Genomic DNA, 15,473 nt, shown 5'->3' with positions numbered 1-15,473 from the left:
CATGGAACTCATTGGACATTTTATTCAGGGTGCAATCAATACAGCACATACACGTACGCAAGCCGTCTATAACCCGTCATTAGGGATACAAACAAAAGAAGTCGCACTTGCCAGCAAAGCAACCGTGGAGGAAGCGATTGCCGCAGCAGAAGCAGCTTTCCCAGAATGGCGGAATACCCCAGTGATCAAACGGGCTCGCGTCATGTTTAAATTTAAGGAGTTGCTGGAAAACAATGCTGAAAAAATCTGCCAGTTGATTGGTGAAGAGCATGGAAAAATTGGACATGATGCCGCAGGAGAATTACAACGTGGCATCGAAAATGTTGAGTATGCTTGTAGTGCCCCTGAATTTTTAAAAGGTGAATTTAGTAAGAATGTCGGACCTGCAATCGACTCATGGAGTGAGTTTCAACCTTTAGGGGTTGTTGCAGGGATTACCCCGTTTAACTTTCCGGTTATGGTTCCACTGTGGATGTTCCCAATGGCCATTGTGTGCGGAAATACTTTTGTACTTAAACCTTCTGAACGTGATCCATCATCAACTTTGTTTATCGCTCAACTGCTCAAACAAGCCGGACTCCCTGATGGTGTATTAAATGTGGTGAATGGAGATAAAGAAGCAGTTGATACCCTACTACATGATCCTCGTGTGCAAGCGGTTAGCTTTGTCGGTTCCACACCCATTGCAGAGTATATCTATCAAACCGCGACTGCGGCAGGTAAACGCTGTCAAGCACTGGGGGGCGCAAAAAACCATGCCATTGTCATGCCTGATGCGGATTTAGATAATGTGGTCAGCTCTTTATTAGGTGCAGCATTTGGTTCATCTGGCGAACGTTGCATGGCCCTTTCCGTCGCAGTCGCTGTGGGTGATGAAATTGCCGATCAAATGATTGCAAAATTATCCAAAGAAATTGATTTGCTCAAATATGGCCCATACTCCAATAAAGACAATGATTTTGGTCCAGTGATTACGGCACAACATAAAGCCAAAGTAGTCAACTATATTGATAGTGCAGAACAACAAGGCGCCAGCGTGATTGTCGATGGACGCAATGCGGCTCCTGAAGGCTATGAAAATGGTTTTTATGTCGGTGCGACGCTGATTGATCAAGTAACACCGAATATGACCAGCTATAAAGAAGAAATCTTTGGTCCCGTACTGCAAGTCATTCGTGTAAAAACCATGCAAGAAGCCATGGACCTGATCGACAGTCACGAATATGGAAATGGCACCTGTATCTATACTCGCGATGGTGAAGCCGCACGCTATTTTAGCGATAACATCAAAGTGGGAATGGTCGGCATCAATATCCCACTTCCAGTCCCTGTGGCCTATCATAGTTTCGGTGGTTGGAAGCGCTCGCTGTTTGGTGACTTACATGCCTACGGGCCAGATGGTGCCCGTTTCTATACGCGTCGTAAAACCATTACTCAACGTTGGCCAAGTACCAATGTTCGTGAAGGTGCGCAATTTTCAATGCCGACACTCAACTAATTTATTTACCCAATAAAAAAAAGAGTGAGCATTCAGCTCACTCTTTTTTACACATCAATCAATTTATTTAAATCATTTGCCGCCTGACGTAATAAAGGCTCATATGCCACTAGATCTTCAAGAGACTTTCTTATTGTAGGTGCGTGTACATATAGGCATGCGACAATGCTACCTGCTCTTTGAATCGGGACAGAACAAGCCACCATTCCCGAAATGAACTCTTCATTATCAGTTCCAAGTTTATTCAAAAAAATTCGCTCCAGATTTTCTTCAAGTAAAACTGGATCGGTAATGGTATTTTTGGTGAGTTGTACAATCGGGAGATGTTCTAATATATTTTTCCTGCGATTCACAGGCTGAAAACTTAAAAACAGTTTTCCGCTTGATGTGCACCACAAAGGCACTGTCGCACCCACTGGTAAATACACCTGTAAAGGCCAATTCGCCTGCACCCTGTCGGTGTAGAGCATTTGATTATCACTGAGTATTGCGATACCACAGGTTTCATTAATCTGATCAGATAGTTTTTGCAAGATTGCCAAGCGTTCCATCTTTCGAGGTTCCTGCTCCCAAGCATTCATCAGCAGCTTATAGGTGCGATCCCCAAGAATATAACCACCATACATATCCGTCTTCACAAATTTTTCTTGTTCTAAGGTTTGCAATAAACGGTGAATACTGGGCTTTGGAATGTCCAATTCTACTGAAAGATCTAAAGGTGATGGTGGATGTTTTGCAGTTGAAATTGCCTCAATAATGTCTAAAACCCGAGTAATGGATGAACCTTTTTTATTCATTTTTAAGTCCCAACACCTGCATGTAGCCAATTTCTTTTCGAATACAGCGCATCTATATTTATGAAAATTACCAATATTCAAGATAGTAATCGGGTTAGGAACATGGATTCAAGTGAATCTTCAGATGTAATCAGAAAAGTTACTTTTCCAATAAGGAATCAAATAGGTAAACTTATAAGAGAATAATTCTCATATCTAACAATTCATTACTTGAGCTTGTGTGAGCTTCTTGGCATCGTTTGTCAGTTGCTTCATTATGGGAATCTCCTGCCGATGGCTAGTCCAGCGCAAGCTATAAGACATAAATTACTTAACACTTTCTTTTCAAGACATTCTGTTTGGTTTCTTTGTATTTTTACCGCTTTAACCATTACTTGGTTTAAATTTACCTATACCCCACATACCATTTATTATTTTATATCCGATACGCTTTTAAACGGTCTTTGGTTAGTTACAGGATTGCTCAGCATTGTTGGTTTACGCGATTTACTACAAAAGAAGCATGCCATCTTAAGAAACTATCCAATTTTGGGACATTTCCGCTTTCTGTTTGAAGATGTTCGCCCTGAAATTCGTCAATATTTCATTGAATCGGATCAGGATGCACTGCCTTTTTCACGTATGCAACGTAGCTTGGTTTATCAACGTGCAAAAAATGAAAATGCAGATAAACCGTTTGGCTCAATTATAGATGTCTATGATCCAAACTATCGTTTCATTGTACATTCAATTGCCCCTTGCCCACCAGCGAACCCAGAATCTTTCCGTGTCCTGATTGGTAATGCGCAATGTAGCCAGCCTTATAGTGCATCGATCATGAATATCTCTGCCATGAGTTTTGGTAGTCTGAGTGCTAACGCAATCCGAGCTCTTAATAAAGGCGCGCATTTAGGTAACTTCTACCACGATACAGGCGAAGGTAGTCTAAGTCCCTACCATTTAGAGCATGGTGGCGATATTGTCTGGCAAATTGCCAGTGGTTATTTTGGTTGCCGTACAGCTGAAGGTTTATTTGATCCAGATAAGTTTGCACAGCAAGCCAAAAATCCGAATATTAAAATGATTGAGGTCAAGCTCTCACAAGGGGCAAAACCAGGTCACGGCGGTATTTTACCCAAGCATAAAATCACTGAAGAAATTGCCAAAATTCGCGGTATTTCCAGAGATCATGACTGTGTTTCCCCTTCCAAGCACCCAAGTTTTAACACCCCGATTGAAATGATGCATTTCATTCAGAAACTGAGAGAACTTTCTGGTGGCAAACCAGTCGGGTTTAAATTGTGCATTGGCCAACCTTGGCAATTTATGAGCATTGTCAAAGCCATGCTCGAAACCAAAATTGTGCCAGACTTTGTGGTTGTTGATGGTTCAGAAGGCGGAACTGGCGCAGCACCAATCGAGTTTAGTGACTATATTGGTACACCACTCCGAGAAGGTTTACGCTTTGTGCATAATACCCTTGTTGGTGCAGGACTTCGTGATCAAGTCAAAATTGGTGCGAGTGGTAAAATGATCAGCGCCTTTGATATCGCCAGTACCTTTGCCTTAGGTGCAGACTGGGTCAATTCCGCACGTGGCTTTATGTTTGCGGTAGGTTGTATCCAAGCCCAAAGTTGTCATACCAACCAATGTCCTGTTGGTGTTGCGACACAGGATAAAGATCGCCAAAAAGCCATTGACGTGCCGAGCAAGGCTGAACGTGTGTTTAATTTCCATAAAAACACGCTACATGCCTTATCTGAAATGATTGCAGCTGCAGGTTTACATCATCCATCTGACATTAAAGCGCACCATTTGGCACAGCGTATGAATGACCGTGAAATTAAAAACTATGCACAGATCCACTTCTTCTTAAAAGAAAATGAATTGCTGCATAGCGATTTAAATGATGACGAGAATTTCTACTATCGTATGTGGAAAATGGCGGATGCCAATCAGTTTTAATGAAAAAAAAGCCACCAGGTGGCTTTTTTTTCATCTAATATCTACAAGTTAGCGACTTACCAGACGATAAATACCGAAAATCACAACCATTAAAATCACTAAAAATTTGAGATAAGAGGTCCAATTATATTGCGAGCCTTTACCCTGCCAGACCTGAACCTCAACGGACTTAAACTGAATGTTTGAAGCTTCCATCAGTTCCGCATGAATACTATAGATCATGCCGTTATTTTGTTCATTTACCGAGAATGGATCGGAACTAACGACCAATAATAGAGGTTCATTTAAATCATAGGAGTGTTTATCATCACTTTGAAAAACCTCAGGATGGTAGCCATTAGAAGACTCGCTCTGCACACCTCCAATCCATTTTAACTCGACTTTACCCTGTTGCTGGGTCACTCCTTTTGCAACAATAACAAAACGATATGGATTTTTGCTGTGATCTGCTTGAAAACTAATACCTATGTTCGGCCTTTTAAAAGTGTCCTTTGGCTTTTCAATAACAGCTTTATTCAATGCATCAATTTCACTTGACGTTAAAAGAACGGAATTAACTAAACTTTCCCCGTATTCACCAACTTTAGGCTCATGGGCTACTTTTCCACACGCAGCCAAGCTAAACATCATGAATAATAGAAGTGTGAACTTAACCAATTGGTTTTTTAAATTTACATACATTTTTTTATCAAAACCTTCATTTAAAAAACACTCACTGAAATATGCCTATTTAACATCCAACGAATCACAGGAGCTTGTTCTTCTGTGGGGAGAGACAAAATATATTCAAAAGTCCGTATGACCACCTCACACTGTTTATTCTTGTCTTGTGCTGTTTCCCCAGCATTGAGTAAGTCAGCATCTTGACCGTAATCTTGACGTAATTTATCAGCAATCTGTCCCCATGCCTGTGGAGCTTGCATACGATCAACGGAAGAATGAGCTCCTTGATGCGTTAGAATATATGTTAATGCCGCTACAGTTTGCTGCTGTGTAGCTGAACTCAGTAATGCCTTTCGCTCATCTATACTGGTTTTACCATAGAGAGGGAAAGCAATTGGAAAACAATTCCCTTTACGTTTGGCATCATAAAGCTGTTGTAAATAAGCTTTTGTCCATAACCTTTGCCCTTCATCATCGGCTTGTTTTTCGACAATATCACGTAATTTCCACCACAATGTGCTACTTACAGCAGCAAGCATTTCTTCTGGCTGTACTGAAGCATTCGCGGTTTGCTGTAGCGTTTCATAATCCTTGGGCAAGTGTTGCTTTAACGGCTGCAATAAAGAGATTTGATCTAAAGCCTGTTGTCTTTGTTCAATTGGATTATGATTAATGGACTGATCTGATGTTGCATCGCGATGAGAACAACGATTTAGCAAGAAAAAAGTTGCAAAAATAACCCCAATTACAATAAATGCTGCTTTCACGACTGATTACCATTTTTGAATATTGATCAATTTATGTCTTTAAAAACATCTACCTTTTCAATGGGCAAGTCGGACTGGTCTGAGTCAACAATGTATTGGTGGCTGCATTACAACTCACATATACGCTGCCATCATCCGTACAAACTCTTGCGGCATAAAATCGACTGTTATTTTCAACTAACTGAGAGCGACGATCAGAATAACGAGCAAATCTTTGTAAAGCCATAATGCGCTGTTTACATTCAGGGAATTCAACAATTGCTCGTTGAAACTCGGATTGTCCCGTTTCTGTTCTAGTTTTATTATTTGCTAAATCCTGTGTATAAGCATTTTTTTCATAAGACATTCCTTGCTGCCTTTGCTGTTCCATAGAACGGCAATCACCCGAAAAGCCGTCCGCAACTGAGCCTGTGCATGCTGTCCTTTGTGCTATCTTTGTTGCACATGGTCTACTTTGATATGTTGTTCCCTGACTGGTTACGCACTTATATAACTCTTGTGCGAAAACAGGAAAAGAAAAACATAACAAAATAAAGACACAAAAACCCCTTAATGTACCTATTTTCATTATTACCCCAAACATCTAATTTATTGATATTTTTTTAAGATATGAGAAATTCTATCATTTAAATAATAACAAAAAAAGTACAATTAATAGTAATGGTGATTTGGTTTTGCATGCAGGAAAGCAGGAATTAAACCCGTCAGTGCAGCACGAATATCTGCACGTTCATTAATTAATTGATGCGAACCTTCTTCCAACATCAATAAAGTCTGTAATCTAAACTTACGGCGAATATATTCAATGTTATAACGCCAATCTACGGTTTGATCTAAAGCGCCTTGTGCGAGCCAGACAGGAATACGACATGCAGGTCGTTGTTCCATTTCCAGCATCCATTTTGACATCGCTAAAATCCAGTCCATGCCCATCATTCGAGGTTGCAAAGGATCCTTTAAACGAACAAAGCGTAAAAATTCAGGGTTATGGTTATTACGACGGAAATGTCGTGGTACTTGGCTTTTAATCCGACGGATAATGCCTAGCCCGACCGAGTTGTGCCACCAAGCCGTTTTTGCAGGTCGAATCAATGGCGACAACAGCAATACACGGTCAACAATGGGATCTTCTCTACGTTCCGCAAATTCGAGTAAATGATGCATCCAAATTGCACCACCTGTACTTTGCCCTATCCCTAACCAAGGTTTAGGTAATTGTTTCGCACCACGCACGGCATCATAAACTGCATGTAACACTTGCTGATAGTGATCAAAATTCTGAATACTGGCTGGTGAACCATTGCTTAAACCATGTCCAGGCAAATCGTAAGTGACGATGCTAAAGCCCTGATCTAGGATTTCTTTGATAATCGGCTGATAAATACCACTATGTTCCAAATATCCATGTAGCAGACACACGGTACCTTGAATTTTTTGTTGTTTGGGCTGAAATACTTGCACATGTAAGCGAAACAATGGCATTTCGACATAACCCTGCCAATGTTCACAGTCCAATAAATGTAAGCCATATAATTTACGATAGGCTTGTAATGGTTTCGAGATTTCAGTGACACCAGATAGATCCAAAGGTTCAAGCACTTGTGGCGTTGTCTCTCGATTTGGTACAGGTAAATCGAGTTGTTTTAAAATTGTCGGATTTAAAAATGGAAGATCGGACATTATGGTATCTCTCGACAATCACTTGAGCCAAATAACATATCACGTATCGTTGCCAGCATTTCATAGTTGGCACGGCGGCTATGATCATAGTTTTGTTCACTTGGACGCCATTGAGTTAACGTTGTTGGCATCGGAGCAACGACAGGAATCGTTTCTATTCCATTTAGGGCAAACAAACGACGAGTACGCGGCATGTGGTATTCATCAGTAATTAAGATTACTGTTGGTGCACCACCTTTCTTTTGTAGTAATAAAGAACTGAATCGCGAGTTTTCACAAGTATTCATACTGCGATTCTCAAGTAGCTTCGCTTCAACACCTCGTTCTTTTAACCATGCTTGCATATAAGGCGCTTCTACACCACTCAGTACAATTGGTAATGCATATTTCTTCTCAACTTGTAATGTTTTTTCTAAGCGCAAGCGAGTGTAATTATTCACCACAATATCTTTACCATTTGCCCCAAGCGTCAACCCGCCACCCAATACGACAATTGCATTGGGCTGCGAAATACTTTGCTGCTCGAGCGCATTATCTTTGTTTTTTTTAAGTTCAATCAGGTCTTTATTGGTCTGATCTTTGTCATCTTCGCTCACAGGCAATGCAATCGGATAGGTTTCTAAAAAGGCAATATATTTCCCCATGAGTGCCTGATTATCAGGGGTATTCCATTGCAAAAAGTCCAATGGTGTATTGATCACAACAGCAGAACTCTCCTGATCCTGATCAGGCTGCTGTTCACTCAATAATGGAATATTCGGTTGTTTTTTCTCATCTTGGTTTTCTTTTTCTTGCTCTTCAGCAATCAATTCTTGCAACAATTTATAACGCGCTTGAATTAACCTTAAATCCTCTGATTTTTCAGATTGAAAGGTTTTTTCCATAAGCTTCAAATAGGCCTGACGTGCAATCCATAAATTAGAACCAGGTTCAAGTGTTTCATGTTCACTTAAGGCCGCTGGTCGCTGGCTTTGCGCCGCCACTTCATTGACATCTACAGGGACAAACCGATTCAAGCCTTTTACAACAAACTGTGAGTAAAAAGGTGAATATAAAAAAAGTACAAAACAGCCTAATAGCACGAATAATATGGTGATTACCCGTACTAAACTGACCATCCAATGTACTTTCGCCATAGATTTCTTCACCCACTATGCGCTTGAATCAAACCTTGTTCACTGTATAACACAGGTTCAGGTTCCAATAGAATACTAAACTTTTGTTTTACATCACTTTGTACAGCATGATAGGTATTTTGTACATCTGCCAAGGTTGCCTCAGCATAATTAACTAAAACCAAAGCTTGTTTATGAAACATCCCAACCGAGCCTAATTGCTTACCCTTCCAACCGGCTTGATCAATTAACCAACCTGCAGCCACTTTAACACTGCTATTTGCCTGCGGATAATGCGGAATGTTTGGAAATTGTTGAGTAATTTTATCAAATTCAACTTGTGCCAAAATTGGATTCTTAAAAAAGCTTCCAACATTTGGAAATTCTTTAGGGTCTGGTAATTTACTTTGGCGAATCTGTATCACCTGATTTTGTAAGTTTTCTGCGGTCAGTTCATCGCCTACTGCTTGCTTAAGATCACCATAATTCAGTTTAAGCTCAGCTTGTTTCAATAGCTTAAAAGTCACACTGACAATGATGTAACGATTGGGATGATCTTTGAAAATACTGTGGCGATAAGCAAAATGACAATCTTGAGCAGAGATTGAATCAAACTGTTTTAGTTCACGATCATAAACTTGTACCGATTTAATAAACTCACCTGCTTCGACACCATAAGCACCAATATTCTGTACAGGAGAAGCACCGACTAACCCTGGTATCAATGCAAGATTTTGCAATCCAAACCATTGCTGTTGCGTACTATACAAAACGAAGTCATGCCAGACTTGCCCAGCACCTACTTTAACGGTAATGGTATTTTCATCTTCAGAAAGGACATCAATGCCCTGGATATTTAAATGCATTACCAAGGCTTGTACTTGCTGTGGCAATAAAACATTACTGCCACCCGAGAGCACCAAAACGTTTAAATGCTGCTGTTCAGCAAATGCTAATGCCGCAATGACGTCATCTGGATGATTGATTTGCACATAATGTGAAGCAATTGCATTCAAATTTAATGTATTTAAGTTTTTAAGCTGAACCTGCGCTTGTAGCTGCATATTAAATTAAATCCTATTGCCCTGCTTTCATTTGCTTTTTAAAAATATCGACCCATGCTTGGCTGCTGGATTCACATTGATCGAGTACTCGATCAAACCCATCTGCACCACCATAATAAGGATCTGGTACAGCTTGTTGAATAAACTTTGGATCATGTTCACTCATTAATGCCAACTTGGCGCGAATCTGATGAGTACCGAACTGTTGCACAGCCTGAGACATGAGTGTATGAATATCATCGAAGTTTTCATGGTCCATTGCTAAAATCAAATCGAATTCAACAAAGTCTGCTAAAACAATCTGTCTGGCACGTAACGCAGATAAATCATAACCACGTTTTGCAGCATGTTTTTGACTACGTAGATCAGGTGCTTTATTCGGATGGTAATTACTGGTCCCAGCAGAGTCGACCGTGACATTGAGGGCATGTGCATCACAATAATGTCTGAGAATCGCTTCCGCAGTTGGAGATCGGCAAATATTCCCCAAACAAACACATAACACCTTATATTGTGCAGCCATTAGAAAAATTTCCCAACATTTTGTTTTATAAGGAGATTAAAATATTGCATGCAAAATTCCTGCAAAATAAACGCAAAATGATTAAATGTCATTATGCCTGAATTGACCATTCTGACATCAGCTATTTTGTCAAAAATTGCTTTGATTTGAAAGGAAATAGTGTTTGTCTCTATTGAATATTCTGTATGAATATGTACTTTTTGGGAATTAACAATGTGTGTCAGCTTTAAACTAGTCATAACAAACCATGCTTAACAACTAAGCTGATAAAAAACTTAATTTTTAAAGATCAATTGTATAAAGCTAAAATGTAAAAACCGCTCAAAAAATACAGTTTTTGCGGACGCGGGTTCAACTCACTCCATCTCCATCTCCATCTCCATCTCCATCTCCATCTCCATCTCCATCTCCATCTCCATCTCCATCTCCATCTCCATCAAAGACTAAGAATGATTGTTCAAAAAGTTAATATACATTTTGATTAAGGCGTTACTCAATTCTGCTCTACAACTTCAAACATTGAAAAAATTTGTTTTTTCACATTCGCTATAGCAGTTCGACTGGTATTTAAGTAGATAAACAGCACTATCTGTAAACTTAAGCGTATATTGGAAACCGTAAAACTTGGGGAAATTACCCATACGATTTTTAAAGCAGGCATTATCATGATTACATTACATCACTTAGACCAATCACGTTCTTTCCGGATTTTGTGGTTGCTCGAAGAAATCAAACAACCATATCAATTGCAACGCTATTACCGTGACTTAACGACTCATTTGGCACCTGAGTCACTAAAAAATATTCATCCTTTAGGAAAATCTCCTGTAATTGAATGGCAAGGTAAAGTCATTGCGGAATCAGGTGCTATAGTAGAGTTGTTAATTCAAAGACTTGCTCCACATCTTGCACCAGATATAAATGATGCTATTTATGCAGATTATCTACAATGGATTCACTTCGCAGAAAGCTCTGCTATGGTGCCATTTTTATTAAAAATGTTTAATCAAATAGAAGCTAAGTATGGTACGAAATTGGTATTTCTAGAAAACTATACTCAAGTTGAGTTTGATAAAGTTTTTGGTTTTTTAAATGATTATTTAAAAGATAAAAATTTTTTAGTAGATGATCGTTTGACTGGAGCAGACTTTATGATGGGATTTGGGCTTCACGGCTTAATTCATCATATGCAACAAGGTGAAAATTATCCACATATCAAAAGTTATGTAGAACGTTTAAGCTTGCTACCAAGTTGGAAGGCAGCAGAAAAAATTGAACAAGATGGTATGCTGATCTAAAAATAAAAATATATTGTTAAGTCACTTAATAAATAAGAAGAACAAAGGCACATGTTTTTATAATTAAAAACTGACTACAAATAAACATCTATAAAATATTATTAAGCCCGATGAGTAGATATTAAATTACCCGAAAGTATTTTAATATCTACTCACTCTTGTTCATATATTGACCTTAAAGATCATTTCTTGTATTGATTCAACTTCTACTAACTGAAACAGTCGTTGTAAACATTTCATTTTCGTCTTTAACCGTAGCAATCACGTTAAAATATGCTGTTTCCTCAAATGCTGGGATATTTTGTGTCTCACGGAAAAGTTCAATTGTTCCATCCGTTGAAGTTATAACATGCTCAACGGCAGTTGTTGATACATAAGTCATTGTGTATTTTACAGGCAAGTCGGTAGTTTGATATGAAGTGCCAAGTAGAGTTAATCCTTGCTCCGAGTTTCCTGAATTAAATCCAATATTGGATTGACCTGCTTTGACACCATTCACATCTGCTAATCGTGCACCGCTCAATACTCCAGTTGCTAAAGCTGTGATATTAGGAACAATCATTTCAAGCTTGTCATCAATATTTGCCGTAATGCCAGCATGATAACCATACGCTATATCTGGGGTTGTTTCGGTTCCCAAATCAAGTTGACCCTCTGTCCAACTAAGCACACCATTCTCATACGTACAGTTGGTCAATTGCCAGTCTGATGTATCAGGATTAGGAATACTGGTAACCCCGATTACTGTAAATCCTGGCAGTGCATTAACCTGCTCAAGATTAGTCATAACCTGATCATAAGTCAGATCATCTTGAATCCGTACCAATGCAATATGGCCTTCTGGAATATTAGTATCTGTTAAAAGCTTAAATAGCATTTCTACTGCGTTATTTACCATGAGCAAACTTCTTTATCATAATATAATCATCGATTTTAAAATTTTTGTTATTTAAACAATTGCCCTTAAAGGCTATTCCGTAGTGCATTAACTACTCTTTTATTTTTAACATTAGTTTTTGTGAAATACAGAATATTAATAATAAACTCCATAAATTATTGGACCGATAAACAATGGTATTAAAAGTCCACTTATAATCCATAAAATATAAACGCAAAAATCTCGACCTAATACTGAAACAGAGAAATAGCATTGGAGGTAAATAAGTAAAACATCAGCGATCAGTTTTCTAATTTAGTGATTTCGAAAAAACGTATCCTTATTTAAAAGGTGCAAATTTCTATCTTTCATGAGATACATGCACTCGCTATTTTTCTACATAAGAAAATAGTTAAAAGTGCACAAGGCTTGGCTAGCCACTTGGAAAAATGACTGAGCATTATGAGTTTGGGTATGAAATCATCTAAAACGATGTAAATGTTGGTATTAAATTACCATTTGCAAAAGTGACAGAAGAAACGACTGCAAAACCATAGCTTAAGTTATTTTTTTCGTTACATTCTAAAAGTACTGTTCCTTGCGAAAAATTCCGACAAAATAGCACCATAAAATCCAATAATTTCAATATGATGAATAGGTAAAAAGCATAAAACCTAATAGGTCGTTTTGAACGGCATAATCACCTCAAAGTTACACTTTTCAAGCCTGTCTTATGTTAATTTATTTAGACAGTAAAACTTATAGTCACATGATATAAAAATGTTGTATTTATTATGAAAAATAAGGATGTATGTATGAACTCGTTTCAATTTCAAACTGTTCCCAACATCATTGCGGGGCTAGGTTCAATACAAGAACTTAAAAACGTTTTAACACAACAAAACCACCATAAAGCATTGATTGTGACCGATGCAGGAATGATTCAACATCAATTGCATCAACCCATTTTAGAAATTCTGACTCAGATTAGTCTTGAATACATTATTTACTCAGATATCCAAGCTGATCCCCCTGAACACATTGTACTGGAAGCTGTTGATTTCGCGAAACAAGAAAAGATAGATGTGATCATCGGTTTTGGTGGCGGTAGTTCCATGGATGTGGCCAAAATCATCGCGTTACTAGCCCATCCTGAACAACAACAAAACTTAAGTGAAATCTACGGCGTAAACCAAGCCAAAGCCCCTCGTTTGCCACTGATTCTCATCCCAACCACGGCGGGCACAGGTTCAGAGGTCACGCCTATATCGATTGTCACCACAGGTGCAACCACCAAAATGGGAGTAGTCTCGCCAATCTTATATGCTGATGTTGCCATTTTAGATGCAACTTTTACGCAAGGCCTGCCTGCACATATCACAGCTGCAACAGGTATTGATGCGATGGTGCATGCAATTGAAGCCTATACATCAAGTATAAAAAAGAACTTCTACGCAGATATGTTAGCTAAAAATGCACTGAAACTATTGAATCATAACTTAGCCAAAGTATTAAAAAACGGTGCTGATCTAGAAGCTCGCCAAAATATGCTGGTCGGTTCAATGCTTGCAGGTCAAGCGTTCGCCAATGCTCCCGTCGCAGCAGTACATGCCCTAGCTTATCCACTGGGTGGACATTTTCACCTTTCACATGGACATACCAATGCATTGGTACTGGTTGAAGTTTTAAAATTTAATGCACCCAAAGCCAAACAACACTATGCAGAATTGATGCAATTACTAGACCCTCGGAGTACGGGCTGTACCGATGGCCTATGTGACCTGTTTATTGACCATATGCAGAATCATCTGGACCAAAGTGGCTTAACCTTGAAGTTAAAAGAACTCGATATTGCTGAAGCGAAATTACCACAACTTGCCAAAGATGCCATGCTGCAAACTCGGCTGCTGCAGAACAATCCAAGAGAAATGACCGAGCAAGACGCATTACAGATCTACCAGGCGATTTATGCATGAGCAAACCAACTTTAAAACAACGCGAACAATTTAAGTTCTTTTTTCCAATCCAAACCCGTTGGGCCGATAATGATATCTATGGTCATGTCAACAACGTGACTTATTATAGTTATTTTGATACTGCAGCCAATTCATTGCTGATTCAGAAAACAGGTTTCGACATTCATCACAGTGAAATTATTGGTCTAGTGGTTGATTCCGCTTGTAGCTTTCAACAGGAACTGTCGTTTCCAGAAATCATTGAAGTGGGTGTGGCGATTGGCAAAGTAGGAAATTCATCGCTTAGATACGAGCTGGCGATCTTTAAACAAGGTCAGCACGAGGCTGCTGCTCAAGGGCATTTTGTCCATGTATTTGTGGATCGGGTAAGCCGAGAAAGTACAGCCATCCCACAAGCAATGCGAGAAGTACTGCATCAATATTTACTTATAAATTAAATAAAAAAGGCAAAGATAAAACTTTGCCTTTTTTATAAAAATTACGGTTTTAATTGAACCTGATGAAGTTCCGCATCAAATGTTTCGACTAAACTTTTAATAGTGGGTTCTTGCTGCAATAATTCTACTGCACGATTAAAGGCTTTTTCCTTACGTGCATTTTGCATGATTAATGGCGTACTTGAACTCACCTCACCATACTGTACATCAAATTGCGTATTCGACCATTGTAATTTCAATGCATCTTCCAAGCCATGCTGTAATTGCGACAACATCCCTTCATATTCTTGTGGAATATGAAAAATTGAAGCACCATTAATCTGACCTTGCATGATGCCATGCTGTGCTAACTCTTGCACAGCTGGAGAGAGTTGGCTGGTTCTAAACCAATACTCCCACTTCTCTAAATTCCACTCACCTTCCAAAACCTGCTCACGTAGTTTTAAAATATCTTGAGGCATCAGATCAGTTTGTCCGTGATCTTGCTGTTGTATTACAGGTGCAACTGGTTTGTCTGCGACAACAATTGGTTCCGAAACAACCGCTTCAAGCACTGGCTCTGCGATGAGATCAAGTGCCTGTTCAGCTTGAGGATTTTGCTCAACAGGAAAAACCAGCACATCATCCGCCTCAACGATATTCGACTGAATCGTGTGTTGTGGCGCTGATACATCCAATCCAATTAACTGGCCGTCCTCGGCATCAAACACCATCAAATTACTATCTGGGTTTTGCTTAACAGGTTCAGGTTCAGGTTCAGGTTCAGGTTCAGGTTCAGGTTCAGGTTCAGGTTCAGGTTCAGGTTCAGGTTCAGGTTCAGGTTCAGGTTCAGGT

The 15,473-nt window shown here is 39.2% G+C and carries 15 protein-coding genes; 5 read left to right on the top strand and 10 right to left on the bottom strand.

The window, feature by feature from the left end:
• Position 1: 1 nt before the first annotated feature.
• Positions 2–1,498: a CoA-acylating methylmalonate-semialdehyde dehydrogenase gene (locus F896_RS10985; RefSeq protein WP_016163495.1), complete on the top strand. Its 1,497-nt coding sequence runs from the start codon at positions 2–4 to the stop codon at positions 1,496–1,498.
• 47 nt (positions 1,499–1,545) lie between these two features.
• Here F896_RS10985 and F896_RS10990 read toward each other — a convergent pair whose 3' ends face one another.
• Positions 1,546–2,295 carry an IclR family transcriptional regulator gene (locus F896_RS10990; protein WP_016163494.1) on the bottom strand — a complete coding sequence of 250 codons (750 nt, stop codon included), beginning with the start codon at positions 2,293–2,295 and terminating at the stop codon, positions 1,546–1,548.
• A 273-nt stretch (positions 2,296–2,568) separates the two neighbouring features.
• On the opposite strand from F896_RS10990, the gene F896_RS10995 reads away from it, so the two are divergent.
• Positions 2,569–4,239, top strand: coding sequence for an FMN-binding glutamate synthase family protein (locus F896_RS10995; protein ID WP_016163493.1), 1,671 nt, complete (start codon positions 2,569–2,571; stop codon positions 4,237–4,239).
• A 48-nt stretch (positions 4,240–4,287) separates the two neighbouring features.
• Here the strand turns inward: F896_RS10995 and F896_RS11000 are convergent, their stop codons facing one another.
• The 7 genes from F896_RS11000 to F896_RS11025 all read right to left on the bottom strand — a co-directional run bounded on the left by F896_RS11000 (position 4,288) and on the right by F896_RS11025 (position 10,051).
• Positions 4,288–4,869, bottom strand: coding sequence for a hypothetical protein (locus tag F896_RS11000; RefSeq protein ID WP_373885793.1), 582 nt, complete (start codon positions 4,867–4,869; stop codon positions 4,288–4,290).
• A gap of 71 nt (positions 4,870–4,940) precedes the next feature.
• A complete protein-coding gene (locus F896_RS11005) occupies positions 4,941–5,669 on the bottom strand; it encodes a hypothetical protein (RefSeq protein WP_016163491.1) in 729 nt (242 codons plus the stop codon).
• Positions 5,670–5,718: 49 nt separating this feature from the next.
• Positions 5,719–6,237 (bottom strand): DUF4124 domain-containing protein, encoded by a 519-nt coding sequence (locus tag F896_RS20795; RefSeq protein WP_032882182.1) that lies wholly within the window; start codon positions 6,235–6,237, stop codon positions 5,719–5,721.
• Positions 6,238–6,320: 83 nt separating this feature from the next.
• Complete coding sequence (locus F896_RS11010; RefSeq protein ID WP_005212006.1) at positions 6,321–7,349, bottom strand: alpha/beta hydrolase; 1,029 nt, start codon at positions 7,347–7,349, stop codon at positions 6,321–6,323.
• A complete protein-coding gene (locus tag F896_RS11015; protein WP_016163489.1) occupies positions 7,349–8,485 on the bottom strand; it encodes a YdcF family protein in 1,137 nt (378 codons plus the stop codon). Before F896_RS11015 ends, F896_RS11010 begins: the two co-directional genes overlap by 1 nt.
• 8 nt (positions 8,486–8,493) lie before the next feature.
• Positions 8,494–9,528 carry a UDP-N-acetylmuramate dehydrogenase gene (gene murB, locus F896_RS11020; RefSeq protein WP_016163488.1) on the bottom strand — a complete coding sequence of 345 codons (1,035 nt, stop codon included), beginning with the start codon at positions 9,526–9,528 and terminating at the stop codon, positions 8,494–8,496.
• A 13-nt stretch (positions 9,529–9,541) separates the two neighbouring features.
• Positions 9,542–10,051 carry a low molecular weight protein-tyrosine-phosphatase gene (locus tag F896_RS11025; RefSeq protein ID WP_016163487.1) on the bottom strand — a complete coding sequence of 170 codons (510 nt, stop codon included), beginning with the start codon at positions 10,049–10,051 and terminating at the stop codon, positions 9,542–9,544.
• 665 nt (positions 10,052–10,716) lie between these two features.
• On the opposite strand from F896_RS11025, the gene F896_RS11030 reads away from it, so the two are divergent.
• Positions 10,717–11,349 (top strand): glutathione S-transferase family protein, encoded by a 633-nt coding sequence (locus tag F896_RS11030; protein ID WP_016163486.1) that lies wholly within the window; start codon positions 10,717–10,719, stop codon positions 11,347–11,349.
• Between the two features lie 199 nt (positions 11,350–11,548).
• Here F896_RS11030 and F896_RS11035 read toward each other — a convergent pair whose 3' ends face one another.
• Positions 11,549–12,247 carry a hypothetical protein gene (locus tag F896_RS11035; protein WP_016163485.1) on the bottom strand — a complete coding sequence of 233 codons (699 nt, stop codon included), beginning with the start codon at positions 12,245–12,247 and terminating at the stop codon, positions 11,549–11,551.
• A gap of 794 nt (positions 12,248–13,041) precedes the next feature.
• Here F896_RS11035 and F896_RS11040 point away from each other — a divergent pair.
• Positions 13,042–14,202, top strand: coding sequence for an iron-containing alcohol dehydrogenase (locus F896_RS11040; RefSeq protein WP_016163484.1), 1,161 nt, complete (start codon positions 13,042–13,044; stop codon positions 14,200–14,202).
• Positions 14,199–14,639, top strand: a complete 441-nt coding sequence (locus F896_RS11045) for an acyl-CoA thioesterase (protein WP_016163483.1) — start codon at positions 14,199–14,201, stop codon at positions 14,637–14,639. Before F896_RS11040 ends, F896_RS11045 begins: the two co-directional genes overlap by 4 nt.
• Positions 14,640–14,680: 41 nt before the next feature.
• Here F896_RS11045 and F896_RS11050 read toward each other — a convergent pair.
• A partial coding sequence (locus tag F896_RS11050; protein ID WP_016163482.1) for a DNA polymerase III subunit gamma/tau C-terminal domain-containing protein occupies positions 14,681–15,473 on the bottom strand: 793 nt, incomplete at its 5' end.

Origin of the sequence: Acinetobacter genomosp. 15BJ, from assembly GCF_000400715.1 — a bacterium.
Lineage (GTDB): Bacteria > Pseudomonadota > Gammaproteobacteria > Pseudomonadales > Moraxellaceae > Acinetobacter.
Note: the sequence above shows the minus strand (reverse complement) of the source record. Positions and strands in the feature narration are given on the sequence as shown.

Excerpts from the sequence above, each read along its gene's own strand:
- F896_RS10985 (WP_016163495.1), top strand. The coding sequence starts at position 2 with ATGGAACTCATTGGACATTTTATTCAGGGTGCAATCAATACAGCACAT.
- F896_RS10990 (WP_016163494.1), bottom strand. The coding sequence starts at position 2,295 with ATGAATAAAAAAGGTTCATCCATTACTCGGGTTTTAGACATTATTGAG.
- F896_RS10995 (WP_016163493.1), top strand. The coding sequence starts at position 2,569 with ATGGCTAGTCCAGCGCAAGCTATAAGACATAAATTACTTAACACTTTC.
- F896_RS11000 (WP_373885793.1), bottom strand. The coding sequence starts at position 4,869 with ATGATGTTTAGCTTGGCTGCGTGTGGAAAAGTAGCCCATGAGCCTAAA.
- F896_RS20795 (WP_032882182.1), bottom strand. The coding sequence starts at position 6,237 with ATGAAAATAGGTACATTAAGGGGTTTTTGTGTCTTTATTTTGTTATGT.
- F896_RS11010 (WP_005212006.1), bottom strand. The coding sequence starts at position 7,349 with ATGTCCGATCTTCCATTTTTAAATCCGACAATTTTAAAACAACTCGAT.
- F896_RS11015 (WP_016163489.1), bottom strand. The coding sequence starts at position 8,485 with ATGGCGAAAGTACATTGGATGGTCAGTTTAGTACGGGTAATCACCATA.
- murB (WP_016163488.1), bottom strand. The coding sequence starts at position 9,528 with ATGCAGCTACAAGCGCAGGTTCAGCTTAAAAACTTAAATACATTAAAT.
- F896_RS11025 (WP_016163487.1), bottom strand. The coding sequence starts at position 10,051 with ATGGCTGCACAATATAAGGTGTTATGTGTTTGTTTGGGGAATATTTGC.
- F896_RS11030 (WP_016163486.1), top strand. The coding sequence starts at position 10,717 with ATGATTACATTACATCACTTAGACCAATCACGTTCTTTCCGGATTTTG.
- F896_RS11035 (WP_016163485.1), bottom strand. The coding sequence starts at position 12,247 with ATGGTAAATAACGCAGTAGAAATGCTATTTAAGCTTTTAACAGATACT.
- F896_RS11040 (WP_016163484.1), top strand. The coding sequence starts at position 13,042 with ATGAACTCGTTTCAATTTCAAACTGTTCCCAACATCATTGCGGGGCTA.
- F896_RS11045 (WP_016163483.1), top strand. The coding sequence starts at position 14,199 with ATGAGCAAACCAACTTTAAAACAACGCGAACAATTTAAGTTCTTTTTT.